The organism is Amycolatopsis sp. NPDC003865, assembly GCF_053605345.1.
Genome location: NZ_JBSGJA010000014.1, coordinates 122322 through 140536, shown reverse-complemented (window position 1 = coordinate 140536; position 18215 = coordinate 122322). Strand labels below are relative to the sequence as shown.

At 71.7% G+C, this 18215-nt stretch carries 16 protein-coding genes; 11 read left to right on the top strand and 5 right to left on the bottom strand.

Annotated elements, in window-relative coordinates; translation table 11 throughout:
• The 6 genes from mtrB to ACWEVP_RS30380 all read left to right on the top strand — a co-directional run bounded on the left by mtrB (position 1) and on the right by ACWEVP_RS30380 (position 9965).
• Positions 1-1725, top strand: coding sequence for an MtrAB system histidine kinase MtrB (gene mtrB, locus ACWEVP_RS30405; protein WP_452065993.1), 1725 nt, complete (start codon positions 1-3; stop codon positions 1723-1725).
• The gene (locus ACWEVP_RS30400; RefSeq protein WP_452065992.1) at positions 1722-3434 is read left to right on the top strand and encodes an LpqB family beta-propeller domain-containing protein; all 1713 of its coding nucleotides are present in this window, start codon (positions 1722-1724) and stop codon (positions 3432-3434) included. Before mtrB ends, ACWEVP_RS30400 begins: the two co-directional genes overlap by 4 nt.
• Before the next feature lie 43 nt (positions 3435-3477).
• Positions 3478-4119 carry a ComF family protein gene (locus ACWEVP_RS30395; RefSeq protein WP_452066092.1) on the top strand — a complete coding sequence of 214 codons (642 nt, stop codon included), beginning with the start codon at positions 3478-3480 and terminating at the stop codon, positions 4117-4119.
• 820 nt (positions 4120-4939) lie between these two features.
• Complete coding sequence (hpf, locus tag ACWEVP_RS30390; protein WP_452065991.1) at positions 4940-5620, top strand: ribosome hibernation-promoting factor, HPF/YfiA family; 681 nt, start codon at positions 4940-4942, stop codon at positions 5618-5620.
• A gap of 205 nt (positions 5621-5825) precedes the next feature.
• The gene (secA, locus tag ACWEVP_RS30385; RefSeq protein WP_452065990.1) at positions 5826-8714 is read left to right on the top strand and encodes a preprotein translocase subunit SecA; all 2889 of its coding nucleotides are present in this window, start codon (positions 5826-5828) and stop codon (positions 8712-8714) included.
• A 63-nt stretch (positions 8715-8777) separates the two neighbouring features.
• A complete protein-coding gene (locus ACWEVP_RS30380) occupies positions 8778-9965 on the top strand; it encodes a cytochrome P450 (protein WP_452065989.1) in 1188 nt (395 codons plus the stop codon).
• A 71-nt stretch (positions 9966-10036) separates the two neighbouring features.
• On the opposite strand, the gene ACWEVP_RS30375 is transcribed toward ACWEVP_RS30380, so the two are convergent.
• Positions 10037-10483, bottom strand: coding sequence for an Rv3235 family protein (locus tag ACWEVP_RS30375; RefSeq protein ID WP_452065988.1), 447 nt, complete (start codon positions 10481-10483; stop codon positions 10037-10039).
• Positions 10484-10714: 231 nt separating this feature from the next.
• Here ACWEVP_RS30375 and ACWEVP_RS30370 point away from each other — a divergent pair, with 231 nt between their 5' ends.
• Positions 10715-11089 (top strand): HAD-IA family hydrolase, encoded by a 375-nt coding sequence (locus tag ACWEVP_RS30370; protein ID WP_452066091.1) that lies wholly within the window; start codon positions 10715-10717, stop codon positions 11087-11089.
• A 3-nt stretch (positions 11090-11092) separates the two neighbouring features.
• On the opposite strand, the gene ACWEVP_RS30365 is transcribed toward ACWEVP_RS30370, so the two are convergent.
• On the bottom strand, positions 11093-11854 hold the full coding sequence (locus ACWEVP_RS30365) for a TrmH family RNA methyltransferase (RefSeq protein ID WP_452065987.1): 762 nt from the start codon (positions 11852-11854) through the stop codon (positions 11093-11095).
• 34 nt (positions 11855-11888) lie between these two features.
• On the opposite strand from ACWEVP_RS30365, the gene ACWEVP_RS30360 reads away from it, so the two are divergent.
• Together ACWEVP_RS30360 and ACWEVP_RS30355 are read left to right on the top strand one after the other, a co-directional pair.
• Entirely contained in the window at positions 11889-13295 is a 1407-nt protein-coding gene (locus ACWEVP_RS30360) for a WS/DGAT/MGAT family O-acyltransferase (protein ID WP_452065986.1), read from the top strand.
• Positions 13292-13783 carry a DUF6912 family protein gene (locus ACWEVP_RS30355; RefSeq protein WP_452065985.1) on the top strand — a complete coding sequence of 164 codons (492 nt, stop codon included), beginning with the start codon at positions 13292-13294 and terminating at the stop codon, positions 13781-13783. Before ACWEVP_RS30360 ends, ACWEVP_RS30355 begins: the two co-directional genes overlap by 4 nt.
• A gap of 134 nt (positions 13784-13917) precedes the next feature.
• On the opposite strand, the gene ACWEVP_RS30350 is transcribed toward ACWEVP_RS30355, so the two are convergent.
• From ACWEVP_RS30350 to rsgA, 3 genes are all read right to left on the bottom strand, one after another.
• The gene (locus ACWEVP_RS30350) at positions 13918-14661 is read right to left on the bottom strand and encodes a hypothetical protein (RefSeq protein ID WP_452065984.1); all 744 of its coding nucleotides are present in this window, start codon (positions 14659-14661) and stop codon (positions 13918-13920) included.
• Positions 14662-14724: 63 nt separating this feature from the next.
• Positions 14725-15612 (bottom strand): hypothetical protein, encoded by an 888-nt coding sequence (locus ACWEVP_RS30345; RefSeq protein WP_452065983.1) that lies wholly within the window; start codon positions 15610-15612, stop codon positions 14725-14727.
• Between the two features lie 102 nt (positions 15613-15714).
• Positions 15715-16737, bottom strand: a complete 1023-nt coding sequence (gene rsgA, locus ACWEVP_RS30340; RefSeq protein ID WP_452065982.1) for a ribosome small subunit-dependent GTPase A — start codon at positions 16735-16737, stop codon at positions 15715-15717.
• Positions 16738-16850: 113 nt separating this feature from the next.
• On the opposite strand from rsgA, the gene ACWEVP_RS30335 reads away from it, so the two are divergent.
• Together ACWEVP_RS30335 and ACWEVP_RS30330 are read left to right on the top strand one after the other, a co-directional pair.
• Positions 16851-17609 carry an SOS response-associated peptidase gene (locus tag ACWEVP_RS30335; protein WP_452065981.1) on the top strand — a complete coding sequence of 253 codons (759 nt, stop codon included), beginning with the start codon at positions 16851-16853 and terminating at the stop codon, positions 17607-17609.
• A complete protein-coding gene (locus tag ACWEVP_RS30330; protein ID WP_452065980.1) occupies positions 17606-18214 on the top strand; it encodes an alpha/beta hydrolase family protein in 609 nt (202 codons plus the stop codon). The genes ACWEVP_RS30335 and ACWEVP_RS30330 overlap by 4 nt, the downstream gene beginning before the upstream one ends.
• Position 18215 lies beyond the last annotated feature (1 nt).

Here is an 18215-nt window from a genome sequence, read left to right as displayed (position 1 = left end):
ATGACTCTCGCTTCCGGCAGACGGATCCCCGCGTTCGCGCGTTCGACGGCACGCCTGGTGCGGCGTGTCGTCGTTTTCGCGCGCCGCCGCGCGGTCGCGTTCAATGAGCTGTGGAAGCACTCGCTGCAGTTCCGCGTCACCGTGTCGACGCTCGCGCTGTCCTCGGCCGTCGTGTTCGTGCTGGGCATGGTCCTGCAGAACCAGATCACCGAGCGGCTGCTCGACACCAAGCGCGACGCCGCGATCGCGCAGACCCGCGCGGCCGCCGACACCGCCGCCGGTGAGCTGGTCGGCCTCGGCGGCGAGACGCCGGAAGCGCTGAGCAACCGGCTGCAGAACGCGCTGAAGAAGATCGCTATCACGCCGACCAGCCAGGACGCGGCGGGCTCGGCGGCCGGCACGTTCGTCCCGGTGCTCGCCAGCGGCGGCCGCGACCAGTCCGGCGAGGACCCCGCGTCCGCCGGGCCGTTCGACAACGTGCCGCCGCGGCTGCGCCAGTTCGTCGAAGCCAACGAGATGAGCTGGCTCGAGCACACGGTCACCGACCCCGACGGCGGCCGCACCACGTACCTGATCGTCGGCACGCCGCTCAACACCGTCGCCAGCCCGCTGCAGCTCTACCTGCTGTTCCCGCTGACGACCGAGCAGAACACCGTCGCGACCGTGCAGAACACGCTGCTCGTCGGCGGGCTCGTGCTGCTGCTCCTGCTGGCCGGCATCACGAACCTGGTGACGCGGCAGGTGGTCCGGCCGGTCCGGCAGGCCGCCGCGGCGGCCGAGCAGTTCGCCGGCGGCGACCTCGACCAGCGGCTCGCCGTGCTCGGCGAGGACGACCTGGCGAAGCTCGCGGTGTCCTACAACGGGATGGCCGCGAGCATCCAGGGCCAGATCCGCCAGCTCGAGGAGTTCGGCGGGCTGCAGCGCCGGTTCACCTCCGACGTCTCGCACGAGCTGCGCACGCCGCTGACCACGGTCCGGATGGCCGCGGACGTGCTGCACGCGTCGCGCGAGCAGTTCCCGGCCGGGCTCGCGCGCTCGACCGAGCTGCTGGTCGACGAGCTCGACCGGTTCGAGTCGCTGCTCGGCGACCTGCTGGAGATCAGCAGGCTCGACGCCGGCGTCGAGGAGCTGTCCGCCGAGTTCATCGACGTCCGCCCGATCGCCACCCGCGCGGTCGAGCAGGTGCGGGTGATCGCCGGCAACGCGGGCAGCTCGGTGGAGCTCGTGCTGCCCGACGAGGAGGTCATCGCCGAGGTCGACGCCCGGCGCGTCGAGCGGATCCTGCGCAACCTCCTGGGCAACGCCGTCGACCACAGCGAAGGCAAGCCGGTGGTGCTCACCGTCGGCGCCAACGAGACCGCGGTCGCGGTGACCGTCCGGGACCACGGCGTCGGCCTGCGCCCGGGCGAGGCCGACCTGGTGTTCAACCGGTTCTGGCGCGCCGACCCCTCGCGCAACCGGCGCACCGGCGGCACCGGGCTCGGCCTGGCGATCAGCCAGGAGGACGCGCGCCTGCACGGCGGCGGGCTCGACGCTTGGGGCGAGCCGGGGCAGGGCGCCTGCTTCCGGCTCGTGCTGCCGCGCCGCCAGGACGTGCCGGTCGGCGACCCGCCGCTCGTGCTGCCGCCGCCCGACCGCGTCGCCGCCGAGGTGCCCCTCGGGCTGATCGAGATCACGCCGGCGCCGGAGGCGATCTTCGCCGAACGTGAGGAAATCGGTCATTGAAACGGCTTCTGCTCGCTTTGCTGTGCCTGGTCCTGGTGGCGGGGTGCGCGAACGTCCCCTTGGAATCGCAACCCGTCGTCGTCTCGGGTGAGCGCCAGGGGCAGGGCTCGGGCGACGTCGTCCCCGAGCCGGTGAAGGACATCGACCCGCTGACGCTGGTGCGCGGCTTCATCGGCGCGACGCTCAAGCCGGGCCAGAACAACGCGGCCGCCCGCGCCTACCTGGACGACCAGAGCCGCGCGGCCTGGCGGCCGAACCGCAGCCTGACGATCATCCAGAACACCTTCGGCACGGTCTACGACCCGGCCCCGCAGCCCGACCCGAACACGCTGGTCGTCAACGTGCGCGGGTTCGGCGTCGGCACGCTCGACCAGAGCAGCGCGTTCGTCCCGGACTACAACCCTTCGGCGGCGCTCCGGATCAAGGTGCGCAAGCAGGCGAACGGCCAGTGGCGGATCACCGACCCGCCGCCCGACCTGTACGCGACCGAGTCCGACTTCAGCGAGAACTACACCGCGGTGCCGGTGAACTTCTACTCCGAGCAGACGGCCACCTTCGTTCCCGACCGGCGCTACGTCATCGCGAAGCCGCAGTCCGGCCTGCCGAGCCGGGTGGTGAACCTGCTGGTCAGCGGGCCGTCGACGAGCCTGGCCGGGTCGGTGAAGAACCTGCTCGCCGAGCCGATCGAGATCGACACGAACGTCAAGAGCCTCGACGACGGAACGCTGGTGGTGCCGCTGACCGGCCTGTCCGGGGCCGCCGACGACATCCGGAACCTGATCGCCGCCCAGATCGTCCTCACGCTGCAGTACGTGACGTCGGCGCGGATCCGGATCCTCGCCGACGGCGCCCCGCTGGTCGCCAACCACCCGGACTGGCGGGCGAACGAGCTGCCCGCGTACGACGCGGCGCTGTCACCGCGCCGGGAGCTGCCGGGCCTGATGACGGTCGGCGGCAAGGTCCGGTCGCTGGACACCGGAGAGCCGGTCGGCGGCCCGGCGGGCAACGGCGGCTACGACGTCGTGAGCGCGGCCCAGTCGATCGACGGCAAGAACCTCGCGGTGGTCGAGCGGGACAACGGCAAGGTCCGCCTGCGGATCGGCGACCTCGGGCACGACCTGGCGCTGGTCGGCCTGGGCGGGACGACGCTGAGCCGCCCGACGTGGCGGCCCGGCACCGGCGAGGTGTGGACGGTGGTCGACCAGACGTCGATCGGCCGGATGGTGGTCAACCAGAACAACCAGTGGACGGCGCTGTCGGTCAACGCGACGGACCTGATCCAGCAGGGCGGCATCACCGAGCTGCGCTTTTCCCGCGACGGCGCCCGCGTGGCGGCGGTGGTGAACGGCCAGCTGTGGGTGGCGTCGGTGACCGGCAGCGGCGATTCGGTGGCCCTGCGCGAGCCGCGGCTGCTGCAGCCCCACGACCTCAAGGACGTCGTCGACGTGGACTGGCTGGCCCAGGACACGCTGGTGGCGGCGACGAAGTCGACGTCCCAGCCGGTGGTCCGCGTGACGGTGGACGGCCAGCGGATGGACGCGTTCAACAGCTCCAACCTGACGCCCCAGGTCCACGGCGTGACGGCGGCGCCGAGCCGCCCGATCGTGGTGGCGGACGCGAGCGGCCTGTGGACGGCGTCGGTGCTGGGCGAGGTGTGGCGGCCGCAGAGCCACTCGATGAAGGACGCGGATCCCTTCTATCCGGGCTAGGTTTCCGGAAACTGTCGGTGGTGCCGGGGACACTGTCCGTGTGGTGCTGCTCGATCTGCTGATCCCCGCCCGGTGCGCCGGCTGCGGGGCCCGCGGGGCGCCGTGCTGCGCCCGGTGCGCGGGGGTGTGGGGTTCGCTGTCCGAGGTCGTGCGGGTGCCGGTGGCGGGGTCGGTGCGGGTGTTCGCGCTGTCCCGCTACCGCGGGGTGGCGCGCCGGTTGCTGATCGCGTTCAAGGAACGCGGGCGGCGGGACCTGGCCGCGCCGTTGGGGTTGGCGCTGGCCCGGGCGTTGGTGGCGTTGCCGCTGCCGGGCGCGGCGTTGTGTCTGGTGCCGGCGCCGAGCCGCCGGTCGGCCGCGCGGGTGCGAGGCGGTCCCCACGTCGAGTTGCTGGCCGCGGCGGCCGCCCGGGTACTGGCCGGGTGGGGGTTCGAAGTGGCGGTGGCCCCGGCGCTGGAGCTGGCGGGCGGCGCACGGGACGCGGTGGGGCTGGACCGCGCGGCGCGGGCGGCGAACCTGGCGGGCCGGTTGCGGTTCCGGCGCGCGGGCCGGCCGCCGCCGGGCTTGCCGGTGGTGGTGCTGGACGACGTGATCACGACGGGAGCCACTGCTGCGGCCTGTGTGCGGGCTTTGGCGGCGGAGGGGATCGAGGTGGCGGCGGTGCTGACGCTGCTCGCGGCCGGGTGAGCCCCGGGGCGGCGGCTGCGGGCGGATCCGGTGCGCTGCCGGCTGCACCTGGGCTGGCAGCCTGCGCGGCGGGGATCTGGGGCGTTCCGGTTTGCCGCGGGCCGTGCCCGGCTTGGCGGCCCGCCTGGCCTGCGCCCGGCTTGGCGGCCCGCGCCCGGCCCGGCGGGCCTGCGCGGCCTGCCCGTCAGCCGCGATCCCACCAGCGCCGCCTGCGTCTCCGGAACCGGCCATGATCACCGCATACCCGGCCGACCCTCACTTCACCCGCCCCCGGGTGAAGCCATTCGTCACCTACACGAGTGACATTCGCCGGGAACGCACCCAGCCTCCCGCCCGTTGTCCGGGCATGAGGGTGTCGATCAAGACCACCTGGCCGCCACACCACTCCACCGGAGTGGCGGCTGCCGGAGACCTGGCCGTCACCCTCGGCGTCCATCAGCGGGCGGTGCTGCGCCGTCCGTGTGAAGTCACGCTCCGCAGCGAGCGTCCGACCAGCGGGTGTTTTCCGGTGTTCACCCTCCGCTCACTGCGCGGGGTGACGGAGTCTCATTCCTCGACATCCCCCGGCTCGGGGGCTGTTGCAACGGGCGTGAGGAAGCTAACGTGCTCCGCAATCAGCAATCCCCGCAGGCAGGGAGGTGACGAGCCCATGTCCCTGGCGCCGGAGGTGCGCTGAGTCCGCGCTCGGGCTCCCGGCACGAGACGTCGTGAACCGCTCCCGAGTTCCTTCTCAGCCCGCGATCCGGGCTTACGTCCCCGCAATACCGGCGCCGTGTGTGAACTCAACAGCTCGCAGTCATCGAAGCGAGGGAGGTCGTGTATGGATATCGTCGTCAAGGGCCGCAACGTGGAGGTGCCCGACCACTATCGGGCGCTTGTCAGCGAAAAGCTGGCCCGGCTCGAGCGCTACGACAGGAAAGTCATCCGGTACGACGTGGAACTGTTCCACGAACCCAACCGGCGCCAGGCCAAGAGCTGCCAGCGCGTCGAAATCACCGGAAAGGGGCGAGGCCCGGCCGTACGCGCTGAAGCGTGTGCCGCCGACTTCTACGCAGCGCTCGATTCCGCAGTCACCAAGCTCGAAAACCGGCTGCGGAGGACACACGACCGGAGGCGCGTGCACTACGGCCGCAGCCGCCCGGAATCGGTCGCCGAAGCGACCTCGGCACTGCCGGGTGGCGGATCCCCGGCCGCAGCCAGTCCTGTCGCGGGAACCGCGGTGCTCGAAGCACCGGAACCGCAGGCGAACGGCTTCGCGAGTGCCGACGAAATACACCTGCCCCAGCAGCAGAGCTGGGCCGACGACGACCTGGGTCACCAGCCCGGTCGCGTCGTTCGCGAGAAGCAGCACACCGCGGAACCGATGACGGTGGACCAGGCTCTCTACGAGATGGAGCTGGTCGGCCACGACTTCTACCTCTTCAACGACTCCGAAGCGGGCCGGCCCAGCGTGGTCTACCGGCGGAAAGGCTTCGACTACGGCGTGATCCGGCTCGGCTGAGCCGGTCTAAGGAGGCCCGCCGGATGGCCCGCACGCGGCTCGCGTGCGGGCCATCCGCATGTCAGGACCTACGGCGTGTGCACACGACGGCCACCGTTCCCTACGATGGGGGTGGGAAGGTGGCGCCGAACACGGCCGCCACCGCGGGAGAACCTGCCCGGGACCGGCCTGGGCGTGCTCATATTCAGCTAGTGAGGTCGACCGGATGGTGCTGAACCGCCTGCTCCGCGCGGGTGAGGGCAAGATGGTGAAGCGGCTGCGCAACATCGCCGATCACATCAACACCCTCGAAGACGACGTCAAGGACCTGACCGACGCCGAGCTGCGGGCCAAGACCGAGGAGTTCCGCAAGCGGAACGGCGACGGCGAATCCCTCGACGACCTGCTCCCGGAGGCCTTCGCGGTCGTCCGGGAAGCGGCCAAGCGCGTGCTCGGGCAGCGCCACTTCGACGTCCAGCTGATGGGCGGCGCCGCGCTGCACCTCGGCCAGGTCGCCGAGATGAAGACCGGCGAGGGCAAGACGCTCACCTGCGTCCTCCCGGCCTACCTCAACGCCATCCCCGGCAAGGGCGTCCACGTCGTCACGACGAACGACTACCTCGCCAAGCGCGACTCGGAGTGGATGGGCCGCATCCACCGCTTCCTCGGCCTCGAGGTCGGCGTGATCCTGTCGGAGCAGCAGCCGGACGTGCGGCGCTCCCAGTACAACGCCGACATCACCTACGGCACGAACAACGAGTTCGGCTTCGACTACCTGCGCGACAACATGGCGTGGAGCCTCGACGACTGCGTGCAGCGCGGGCACAACTTCGCCATCGTCGACGAGGTCGACTCGATCCTGATCGACGAGGCCAGGACGCCGCTGATCATCTCGGGCCCGGCGGACCAGTCGTCGCGCTGGTACGTCGAGTTCGCCCGCCTCGCCCCGCTGATGCAGGGCATCGACACCACCACGATGGGGTCGCGGGAGCGCACCGAGAAGGCGAACCTGATCAACTCGAAGTACCACTACGAGGTCGACCAGCGGAAGCGCACCGTCGCCGTCACCGAGAAGGGCGTCCGGTTCGTCGAGGACCAGCTCGGCATCGAGAACCTGTACGAGGCCGCGAACACGCCGCTGGTCGGGTACCTGAACAACGCGTTGAAGGTGCAGGAGCTCTTCCACCGCGACAAGGACTACATCGTCCGCAACGGCGAAGTCATGATCGTCGACGAGTTCACCGGCCGCATCCTGGTCGGCCGCCGCTACAACGAGGGCATGCACCAGGCGATCGAGGCCAAGGAAAAGGTCGAGATCAAGGCCGAGAACCAGACGCTGGCCACGATCACGCTGCAGAACTACTTCCGCCTCTACGAGAAGCTGTCCGGCATGACCGGTACGGCCGAGACCGAGGCCGCCGAGTTCCACCAGACCTACAAGCTGGGTGTGGTGCCGATCCCGACGAACCGGCCGATGATCCGCGTCGACCAGGCGGACCTGATCTACAAGACCGAGCAGGCCAAGTTCGAGGCCGTCGCCGAGGACATCGCCGAGCGGCACGAGAAGGGCCAGCCGGTCCTGGTCGGCACCACGAGCGTCGAGAAGTCCGAGCACCTGTCGAAGCTGCTGGTGAAGCTGAGCGTCCCGCACGAGGTGCTGAACGCGAAGCACCACGACCGGGAGGCGCTGATCGTCGCGCGCGCCGGCCAGAAGGGCGCGGTCACGGTCGCCACGAACATGGCGGGCCGCGGTACCGACATCGTGCTGGGCGGCAACCCCGACCTGATCGCCGACCAGGTGCTGCGCGAGCGCGGCCTCGACCCGGTCGAGCACTCCGAGGAGTACGAGGCCGCGTGGCCCGAGGTCCTGGAGCAGGTCAAGGCCGAGTCGAAGGCCGAGGCCGAGGAGGTCCGCGAGGCGGGCGGGCTCTACGTGCTGGGCACCGAGCGGCACGAGTCGCGCCGCATCGACAACCAGCTCCGCGGCCGCTCCGGCCGTCAGGGCGACCCGGGCGAGTCCCGCTTCTACCTCTCGCTCGGTGACGAGCTCATGCGCCGCTTCAACGCGACCATGGTCGAGCGCGTCATGACGACCATGCGGCTGCCCGACGACGTGCCGATCGAGCACAAGATGGTCTCCAAGGCCATCAAGAGCGCGCAGACCCAGGTCGAGCAGATCAACATGGAGCAGCGCAAGGACGTCCTCAAGTACGACGAGGTCATGAACGAGCAGCGCAAGGTGATCTACGCCGAGCGCCACCGCGTCCTCGCCGGTGAGAACCTGCGCGACCAGATCGAGGGCATGCTCGAGGACGTCGTCAACGCCTATGTGGACGGTGCGACCGCCAACGGCTACGCCGAGGACTGGGACCACGAGAAGCTGTGGTCGGCGCTGAAGCAGCTCTACCCGGTGAGCATCGAGTGGGACGACCTGATGGAGGACGGCGACCTCGACGCGCAGGGCCTGCGCGAGGCGCTGCTGCAGGACGCCCGCGACGCCTACGACAAGCGCGAGGCGGAGATCAACGCGCTCGTCGGCCCGGACGGCATGCGGACCCTGGAGCACCAGGTGATGCTGACGGTCCTCGACCGCAAGTGGCGCGAGCACCTCTACGAGATGGACTACCTCAAGCAGGGCATCGGCATGCGGGCGCTGGCGCAGCGCGACCCGCTGATCGAGTACCAGCGCGAGGGCTTCGACATGTTCCGCGCGATGCTCGACTCGCTGAAGGAGGAGGCCGTCGGCTTCCTGTTCAACCTGCAGGTCGAGCGGGCCGAGGCGCCGCCGGCCGAGGCCGCGGCCGCCGTGCCGACGGGCGTCGGTTCGGGCAACGGCCAGGCGACCGAAGGCCGCCACGCGCGGCCGGCGCCGCCGCAGCCGCCGACGACCGACACCGAGTCCGTCCCGGCCGCGCTGCGCGGCAAGGGCCTCGGCGGCGGTGGCCAGCAGTCCGGCATGACGCTGTCCGGGCCGGGCGAGGACGGCGAGGTCGAGTCCCACGCCGAGGGCGGGGCGGCGCAGGCCGCGGGCGGTGGCGCCGGCGGTACGCGCCGGGATCGTCGCGCCGCCCAGCGTGACGCCGCGAAGAAGGGCAAGAAGGGCCCGCGTCGCTGACGGGGTTTCCGGGGCCGGGGTGCACACGCACCCCGGCCCTGTTTTTGTGAGGGGGAGAAACCGGTGGATCCGCAGGAGTTCTTCGCGCTGTTCGCCGCCGAGCGGCGGCCGGACCCGTACCCGGCGTACCGGCGGTGGCGCGAGCGGTGGCCGGTCGCGGCCCTGGGCGAGCGGATGTTCGCGGTCAGCGGCTTCGCCGAAGCGACGCAGGTGCTGCGCGACCCGGCGTTCGGCCACCCCGAACCGGAGTACCTGGATCCGGCGGACCGGCTTCCGGACCAGCCGGTCGACGAGTCGGGACGCGTGGTCCGGGCGTTCCTGTCGCTGAACCCGCCCGACCACACGCGGCTGCGGCGGCTGGTGGCGAAGGCGTTCACGCCGCGGATGGTCGAGCGGCTGACGCCCCGGATCGAGGAGATCACCGCGTCGCTCGTCGACGGTGTGCGCGGGTCGTCGTTCGACGTGATGACGGCGCTGGCGAAGCCGCTGCCGGTGGAGGTGATCGCGGAGCTGCTGGGCGTCCCGCTGGACGACCGCGAGCGGTTCGCGGCGTGGTCGCACGCGATGGCGCGGGCGCTGGACCCGCCGTTCCTGCAGCACCCGGACACGATCGAGCCGGCGGTGAAGGCGCGGCAGTCGTTCGTCGCGTACTTCCGTTCGCTGGCGGAGCGGCGCCGCCGCTCGCCGGGGGAAGACCTGCTGTCGGCACTGGTCGCGGTGTCGGACGCGGGCGACGTGCTCAGCGAGGGTGAGCTGCTGGTGACGCTGACGTTGCTGCTGATCGCCGGCCACGAGACGACGACGAACTTGATCGGCAACGGAGTCCTGGCGCTGCTGCGCCACGGCGGCGTCGGCGTGGCGGACCCCTCGCGGGTGGTGGAGGAAGTGCTGCGCTACGACTCCCCGGTCCAGCTGACGGCCCGGACGGCCGTGCGGGACACGGAGCTGGGATCGTTCGCGGTGCCGGCGGGCAGCCAGGTGATCGTCCTCATCGGAGCGGCCAACCGAGACCCGGCGACGGGCCCGGAGTCGTTCGACCCGTCCCGGGAACCGGGGCGCCATCTGGCGTTCGGCCAGGGAATCCACTTCTGCTTGGGCGCCCCACTGGCGCGCCTGGAGGCCCGCATCGCGTTCCGCGAGCTGGCACGAAGGATGCCGGAACTGAAGTTGGCGGGCGACCCGACGTGGAACCCGACAACCACGCTGCGCGGCCTGGCAACTCTGCCGGTCGTGAGTGTTCAGCAGGGATAGAACCCTCCTCGGCACTCACGACCGGCACCGGCGGCTCGGGGCCGGCGGTGCTCGGGGTGAGCGGGCGCGTCTCACGCCGCCGCCTGCCGGCTCGCCCGGCGGGCCGGGCCGCTCGGCTTGAGCAACGCGAACCGCACGCACAGCCACCCCGCCGGGGTGCGGGTGAAGCGGGCCGCCAGTGCGAACGAGCGGCCGTCCGCCTCCACGCGGGTGCACGCCTCGATCACCTCCGGTGCCGGGGTGCACGTGTGGACCCGGCACAACCGGTGCCGGGGCCGCGTCCACCGTGGCCCGCTCAGGCTCGCGTACACCTCCGGTGCCACCAGCCCGCGGATCTGCGGCACCGGGCGGCGCCCGTCGTACGCCTCCAGCAGCATCGCCAGCAGCCGGCCCACCTCGCTCGCCTCGAGCTGCCTCGGTGTCGGCCACCGGGCGTCGCCCCCGCCGTTCGCGTGCGGGGACACCGACGGTGGCCGCTCGGCGCGGCGGGGCACTTCGGCGTGGATCAGCGTTCTCACGCGGTGTTCCTCGGACATTTCCTCCCCTCCCGGGCGCGGCATTTCGCCGCCGCCACCGCTTAGAGGCGGGAACGGGCCGGAAAGGCGACGGGAATCGCCCGATTCGGCAAAGAACCGCCGAAGCTGTGGATTCGCGCGAGCACGTGCGGTAAGCGCGGTGTCGCGTTGTTGCGCTATGCGAGACAACGCGTCGCCGCCCCGGCTATGGTGTGCCGGGTGCTGAAGGGGTTATTGGTCGATTTCGCCGGAGTTCTCACGGATCCCGACGCCGGCCGCTTCTACGACTACCTGGCGGCCGCGCGCGAGCGAGGCGTCCGCACCGCGCTGCTGTCGAACGCCCTCGGGGCGTCGGACGAGGTCAAGAACACGATGTTCGACTATTTCGACGCGCTCGTGTTTTCCGGTGAGGTCGGGGTGGCCAAACCGGATCCGGCGGTCTACCTCATCGCGGCCGAGCGGCTCGGCCTGCCCGCCGTGCGCTGCGCGTTCGTCGACGACTCCGCCGCGAACATCCGCGGCGCCGTGCAGGCGGGCATGGTCGGCGTGCACCACCGGTCGGTCGGGGAAACGCTCTCCGAGCTCGACGTGCTTTTCCCCGAACGGTGAGCGTCAGCGGGCGCGGCGGACCAGCTCGAACGACAGGACCGCCGCCGCTGCTGAGACATTCAGCGACTCGACGTCACCCGGCATGGGAATCGACACCCATTCCGTGACGAGTTCGCCGACCTCGGCGCCGACGCCTGCCGTCTCGCCGCCGAGCACGAACGCGGCGCGCTGCGGCAGGTCGACGTCGAACACCGTGGTGCGAGCCGACGCGCCCAGCGCGTAAAGGCTGTAACCGGCTTCGGTGAGCAGTTCGGCGGCTTCGCGCGCGGAGCCGCACCGCAGCACCGGCGCGCGGAACGCGACACCGGCCGAAGCCTTGACCACCAGCGGGTCCAGCGCCGCGACGCCCCGGCGCGGCACGATCACGCCGTCGAGCCCGGCCGCGGTCGCCGTCCGCAGGATCATGCCGACGTTCGCGGGCGTGGTGATGCCGTCGAGCAGCAGCACCCGCGACGGCGGCCGCCGGTCGGCCAGCGCCGCGGACAGCGCACGCATCCGCGGCGCGACGACGTCGGCGAGCACGCCTTGGTCCTGCTTGCCGTTGCCGGCGAGCACCTTGACCCGGTGCGCGCTGGCGCGCTGCACCGGCACGCCGGCGTCCTTCGCGGCGCGCTGGATTTCCGCGGCGCCGGGGCCGCGTGCGGTGTCGGCGAGGATCACCTTGTCCACGCGCAGGCCGTCGTCGGCCAGCGCTTCGAGCACCGGCTTCCGGCCGTACACCGTGAGAAAGCGGTCTTTCGGCGAGATCGTCGACTCATCACCCACACCGGGCAGTCTCGCACTGTGCGACGATCGGCTCATGCCCGACCGCCTTTCCGCGCTGGACGCCTCGTTCCTCTACCTCGAGGACCACGCGACGCCGATGCACGTCGGCGGGGTGGCGATCTTCGAGCGCCCCCGGTCCGGGTTCAGCTACGCGCAGCTGCTCGACCTCGTCGGCGCGCGGCTGGCGTACCTGCCGCGCTACCGCCAGCGCGTGGCGGAGGTGCCGGGCCACCTCGCGCGGCCGGTCTGGGTGGACGACGTCGACTTCGACCTGAACTACCACGTCCGGCGCTCGGCGCTGCCCCAGCCGGGCAGCGACGAGCAGCTGTTCGACCTGGTCGCGCGCCTGATGTCGCGCCGGCTGGCCCCGGAGCGGCCGCTCTGGGAGGCGTACTTCATCGAGGGCCTGGCCGGCGACCGCGTCGCGCTGGTGACGAAGACGCACCAGTCCGTTGTGGACGGTGTCGGCACGATCGAGCTCGGCCAGCTCATCCTCGACCCGACGCCGGCCGAGCCGGAGCCGTTCGAGGACCTCTGGACGCCGCGGCGCGAGCCGAGCCGCACGCAGCTGGTGCTGGACGCGGTCAGCGAGGGCGTCCAGCGCCCGGGCGAGGTCGTGGAGAACGTCCGGTCGGCGGCGAACGACGCGTTCGCGGCGGCGGGCAAGCTCGCCGAGACCGTCGGCGGCGTGACGTCGACGCTGCGCACGCTGGTGAAGCCGGCGCCGACCGGGCCGCTGAACGTCCGGGTGTCCGGCGGCCGCGTGTTTTCGGTGGTGCGCACGCGGCTGGAGGACTTCCGCAAGATCCGCGCGGCGCACGGCGGCACGGTCAACGACGTCGTCCTCGCGGCGATCACGGGCGCGTTGCGCGAGTGGCTGCTTTCGCGCGAGGAGCAGCTGACGCCGTCGACGACGATCCGCGCGCTGGTGCCGTTGGCGGTCCGCGACGCGGAGACGGCGGAGTATTCGACCCCGGCGCTCGTCGGCAACCAGGTGGCGGCCTACCTGGTGGACCTGCCGGTCGGCGAGCCGAACGCGGTGCTGCGGCTGCAGCACATCGGGCACGCGATGGCCGAGCACCTCGACTCGGGCCGCCCGGTGGCGGCGCGCGGGCTGCTCAAGGTGGGCGGCTTCGCCCCGGCTACGCTCCATTCGCTCGGCGCGCGGGCGGCGGGGTCGCTGTCCGGGCGGATCTTCAACGTCATGGTGACGAATTCACCGGGCCCGCAGGTGCCGATGTACGCGGGAGAGGCCAGACTGGTCGAGATGTTCCCGGTCATGCCGCTGATGCGCACCCAGGCGCTGGCGATCGGGGTGACGTCCTACCACGGCGGCGTCTACTTCGGACTGAACGGCGACCGCAAGGCCGCCTTCGACGTGGACCTCGTGGCCGGGATGATCGAAGAGTCCCTGGAAGAGCTGAAGGGTGCGCACTGGTGAGGGTCTATCTGCCTGCGACCATCGCGATGCTTCGCGACCTCGAATCCTCGGGGGAGTTCCGCGCCCGCAGCGGAACGGCGTTCGCGTTGACGCCGGCGTTGCGCGAGGCGTACGTGAGCGGTTCGGACGAGGAGCTGGAGTACGCGGCACTGCTGGACGCGGCCCGTGCCTCGTTGCGCCTGATCGCGGCGGAGGAGAAGGGCGAGCCGCGCCGGGTGGTGGTGTCGGCGGACGTCGAGGGCGTGACGCTGCGGCCGGACCTGGACGCACCGGTCGTCCGGATCGGCGGCCCGATCCCCCTGAAGGCGGTGGCGGCGATCCACGTGGACGCGGCGGAGGCGGCGGAGGCGGTCGCGGCCGCCGCGGCGGTGATCGACGCGGCGGACCTGGGTGACCCGGACGCGGAGTTCACCTTGGGGGATGCCGAGGACCACGAACTGGCTTGGTACGCGCCGCAGGAACTGCCGTTCCTGCTGGAGCTGCTCTGAGTTGTCCACAGGTGGGGGCACCTGTGGACAACCTGGGGATCAGTCCTCGGTGAACCAGTTGGGCCGGCGGGATCCGCGAGACCAGCCACTTCGGCAGCGCCCGGGCTCGGCCTCCAGCAGGCGGCACCGCCGGACTACCCCACTTCGCCCGCGGGCGGCGGCTGGACGTCGACAGGCACGCCCCAGTCCGAATACCGCGTCGTGATGCGGGCGTCGGAGCCCTGCAGGATCGGCGAAAGGTCCAGCACGACCTGCAACGGCCGGTGCGCGTCGTCGAGCCACAGCTCCACCGGGAACTTGCCCGGCGCCGCGTCCGCGGGCAGACCCGCGGGCAGGTCCGCGCCCAGCCGCGAAAGATCCAGCTCGACGCGGTAGTGCTCCGCCGTCACCCCGTCCAGCTGCCCGCGCTCGGCCGAGACGATCGAGCCCGCCGTGCGGATTTCGCCCAGCGTGTGCGCCGGGTCGTTCTGCGCCGCCAGTTGCGCCAGGCTGCCGCCGAGCACCTGGGAAAACGGGTCGGTGCCGTCCGCGGCGACCGCGACCCACGGCTTGCCCGCGCCGACCTCGTCGCGCGAGCCCTCTGGCACCTTCGCGTACAGCTTCCCGGCCACCTGCCGCACCTCCATCGGCTCGCCGATGACGTCGGTGGTCAGCACCTGCGCCGTCCCGCCCGCGCCGAACTTCGCCTGGCCCCGGCTCTTGGACCGGACCTGGCCGACCGCGACGTCCGTGCCGAACTTCGCCGAGCCGCCGCTCGTGGTCGCCGCCGCGGCGGCGTCGGCCAGCGCCCGCGCGTCGGTGAACGCGGGGGGCGGCGACGGCGGCCCGGAGCAGCCGGTGAGCAGGACGAGCAGCAGCACGACGGCGGCTTTGCGCATGGCGCAACAAAAACACAGCGGCTCCCCCGAACCCGTTCGGGGGAGCCGCCTTTACTCAGAGTCTCAGCGACCGGCCTTCTTCATCAGCTCGCCGAGGTCGACGACCTGCTCGGCCGGCGGGGCCGTCACGTCGACGGTGGTGCCCCAGTCGCTGTACTTCATCGTGAACTTCGCGTCCCCGGCCGGCGCGCCCAGCGCCTGCATCATCGGGCCCTGGTCCATGGTGACCTGCACCGGCAGGTTGTCCTTGTCCAGCCACAGCTCGGCCGGGATCTTGACGTCCTTGCCCTTGAGCATCTCGGTCAGCTTGTCGCGCGAGGCCGCCGGGAGCGAGCCGGTGAACTGGTCGACCGCCTTGGCGACGTCCAGCTCGACCTTGTAGTGGTTCACCTTCTCGCCGTTGAGCTCGGTCTGGTCGGAGGAGATGATCCGGCCGGCCTTCGAGATCTGGTCGAGCATCTTGCTCGGGTCGCTCTGCTCGGCCGACTGCGACAGCGAGCTGCCGAGCGCCTGCGAGATCGGGTCGTCGCCGTCGGCCGAGATCTTGGCCCACGACTTGTCGGTGCCCATCTGCTTCTGCTGCTCGGCGGGCAGCTTGATGTACATGACCTTGTCGACCATGCGCATCTCGGTGGTCTCGCCGGCCGCGGTGCTGGTCATCGAGAACTTGGTGTTCGCACCGTCGATGGCCATCGCGCCGGTCGCGCTGATGGTCTGGCCGGCGGCCGAACCCTCCATCGTGAACTTCGCCGACTTGGACTTCTCGGTGCCCTGCTTGGACGCCGACGCCAGCTGGATCGCGTCGGTGAACGGCGAAGCGAGGCCGCTGCCGCCCTCGGCCTGGGCCTGGGTGCCGGCGGCGGGCTGGGCGGTGCCGGAGTTGCCACTGCACGCCGTCAGCGTCAGCGCCAGCACGGCGGCGCTCGCGGCGACCAAGGTGGTCTTGCGCATCGAAATCCCCTCAGAGTCGGATGGGTCCGCTCGGCATATCGCCCGAACGGGCGAATGGTTACATCTCTGACGGTGACGATCCGCGACGGGTTCCCGGTTGCCTCAGGATTCTGTCGCGCGGGTCACTTCGTGGCCGCCGCGGGAAGCCAGGAGGCGCCGCAGCGACGCGAGCCGTTCCGCGCTCGCCCGGCCTTCGGTGACGACGTCGTCGAGCGCGCAGCCCGGGTCTTCGGGCGGCCCGAGGTGCCCGCAGCCCGACGGGCACTCCTCGGCGGCCTCGGCGAACTCCTCGAAGGCGTCGACGATGTCGTCCGCGGTGACGTGGGCCAGCCCGAAGGACCGCACGCCGGGCGTGTCGATCACCCAGCCGCCGCCGGGCAGCGGCAGCGCCACCGCGGCGACGGAGGTGTGCCGCCCCTTCCCGACGCCGCTCACCACGCCGACGGCCAGATCGGCGTCCGGGACCAGCCGGTTGACCAATGTCGACTTGCCGACACCGGAGTGGCCGACCAGCGCCGTCACGCGGTCCTTCAGCAGCTCGTCGAGGCCTTCGGGCTCCTCGTCGAAGCGGCTGACGATGACCGGGATGTCCAGGCCCGCGTAGCCGGCCAAGAGCTCGTCCGGGCTGGCCAGGTCCGCCTTCGTCAGGCACAGCACCGGCTCGACGCCGCCGGCGTAGCAGGCGACCAGGCAGCGGTCGATGAAGCCGGTGCGCGGCGGCGGGTCGGCGAGCGCGGTGACGATCAGCAGGCGCTCGGCGTTGGCGACGACGAGCCGCTCGTACGGGTCGGTGTCGTCGGCCGTGCGCAGCAGCGAGCTGGTGCGCTCGTCGACGCGGACGATCCGGGCGAGGGTGTCCGGCTTGCCCGAGACGTCGCCGACGATCCCGACCCGGTCGCCGACGACCACCGGGGTGCGGCCCATCTCCCGGGCCCGCATCGCCGTGACGACCTGCTGGGGATCGGCGTCGACCGCGCAGGTCCAGCGCCCGCGGTCCTTGCCGACGACCATGGCGGTGACGGCGTCGGCGTGCTCGGGACGGCGCTTGCTGCGGGGGCGGGTGCCCTTGCCCGGACGCACGCGGACGTCGGACTCGTCCAGCCTGCTCCAGTCGTTGCGCGCCAAACCCTCGTCCTCTCGTGCGCCGGTGCCACCCGAATGATCCCACGTCGCTCGCCAGCGCCCTGGCCTGCGTGTAACGATGGCGTCCCGGACGTATCCGGCAGAGGAGGTTGGTCATGTGCGGCCGCTACGCCGCCACGAAGGACCCGGCGAAGCTGATCGAGGAGTTCGACGCGATCGACCTCACCGAGGGACACGCGCGCGCCGACCACAACGTGGCGCCGACGAAGAACGTGGTCACGGTCGTGCAGCGGCACCCGCGTGACGAAGACGGCCAGGTCCTCGAGGACGAGCCCGCCGAGCGTTCGCTGCGGATGATGAAGTGGGGCCTGGTGCCGTTCTGGGCGAAGGACCCTTCGGTCGGCTCGCGGATGATCAACACGCGCGCCGAGACCGCGGCCGAGAAGCCCGCCTTCCGCCGCGCGCTGGTGTCCCGCCGCTGCCTGGTGCCCGCCGACGGCTGGTTCGAGTGGCGCCGCACCGGCAAGGAGAAGGAGCCGTTCTACATGACGGAGCCGGACGGCTCGTCGCTCGCGTTCGGCGGGATCTGGGAGAGCTGGCACCCGAAGGACGACAAGGACGCGGCACCGCTGATCACGTTCTCGATCATCACGACCGACGCGGCGGGCCAGCTCACCGACATCCACCACCGGATGCCGCTGATCGTGCCGCGCGCGCACTGGGACGGCTGGCTGGACCCGGACCGCGAAGACGTCAAGGACCTGCTGGTGCCGACGCCGGACGACATCGTCGAGTCGCTGGAGCTGCGGCCGATCTCGACGCTGGTCAACAACGTCCGCAACAACGGCCCCGAGCTGCTGGAGCGCGTCGAGCCGGCGCACGAGGGCGCGCTGTTCGACGTGCCGAAGTCATGAGCGCCGTCGAGATCGACACCGCGTACGGTCCGGCGCGGGCCTACCTGCACTGCGCCGAGGAGGGCGAGGCGGTGCTGATGCTGGGCCACGGCGCGGGCGGCGGCCTCGGGGCGAAGGACCTGGTGGCGGTGACGCGCGCGGCCCAGGCGGCGGGCGTGCACGTGGCACTGGTCGAGCAGCCGTACCGGGTGGCGGGCCGCCGCGCGCCGGCACCGGCGAACCAGCTGGACACGGCGTGGCTGACGGTCGCGGACGAGCTGTCGGAGCGCTTCGACTCGCTGCCGCTGGTGTTCGGCGGCCGGTCGTCGGGGGCCAGGGTGGCCTGCCGGACGGCCGCGGCCGGCCAGGCCGTGGCGGTGCTCTGCCTGGCGTTCCCGGAGCACCCGCCGGGCAAGCCGGAGAAGACGCGGCAGCCTGAGCTGGACGCGGTCGAGGTGCCGGTGCTGGTGGTCCAGGGGGAGCGCGATCCGTTCGGGCGCCCGAAGGCGGGCCCGCACCACGAGATCGTGCTGGTGGACGGCGACCACAGCCTGTCGAAGGATCTGGAGACCGTGTCCCGGGCGGCGACCGAGTGGTTGTCCCGGGTGCTGCGCCCGCTGGCCTGAC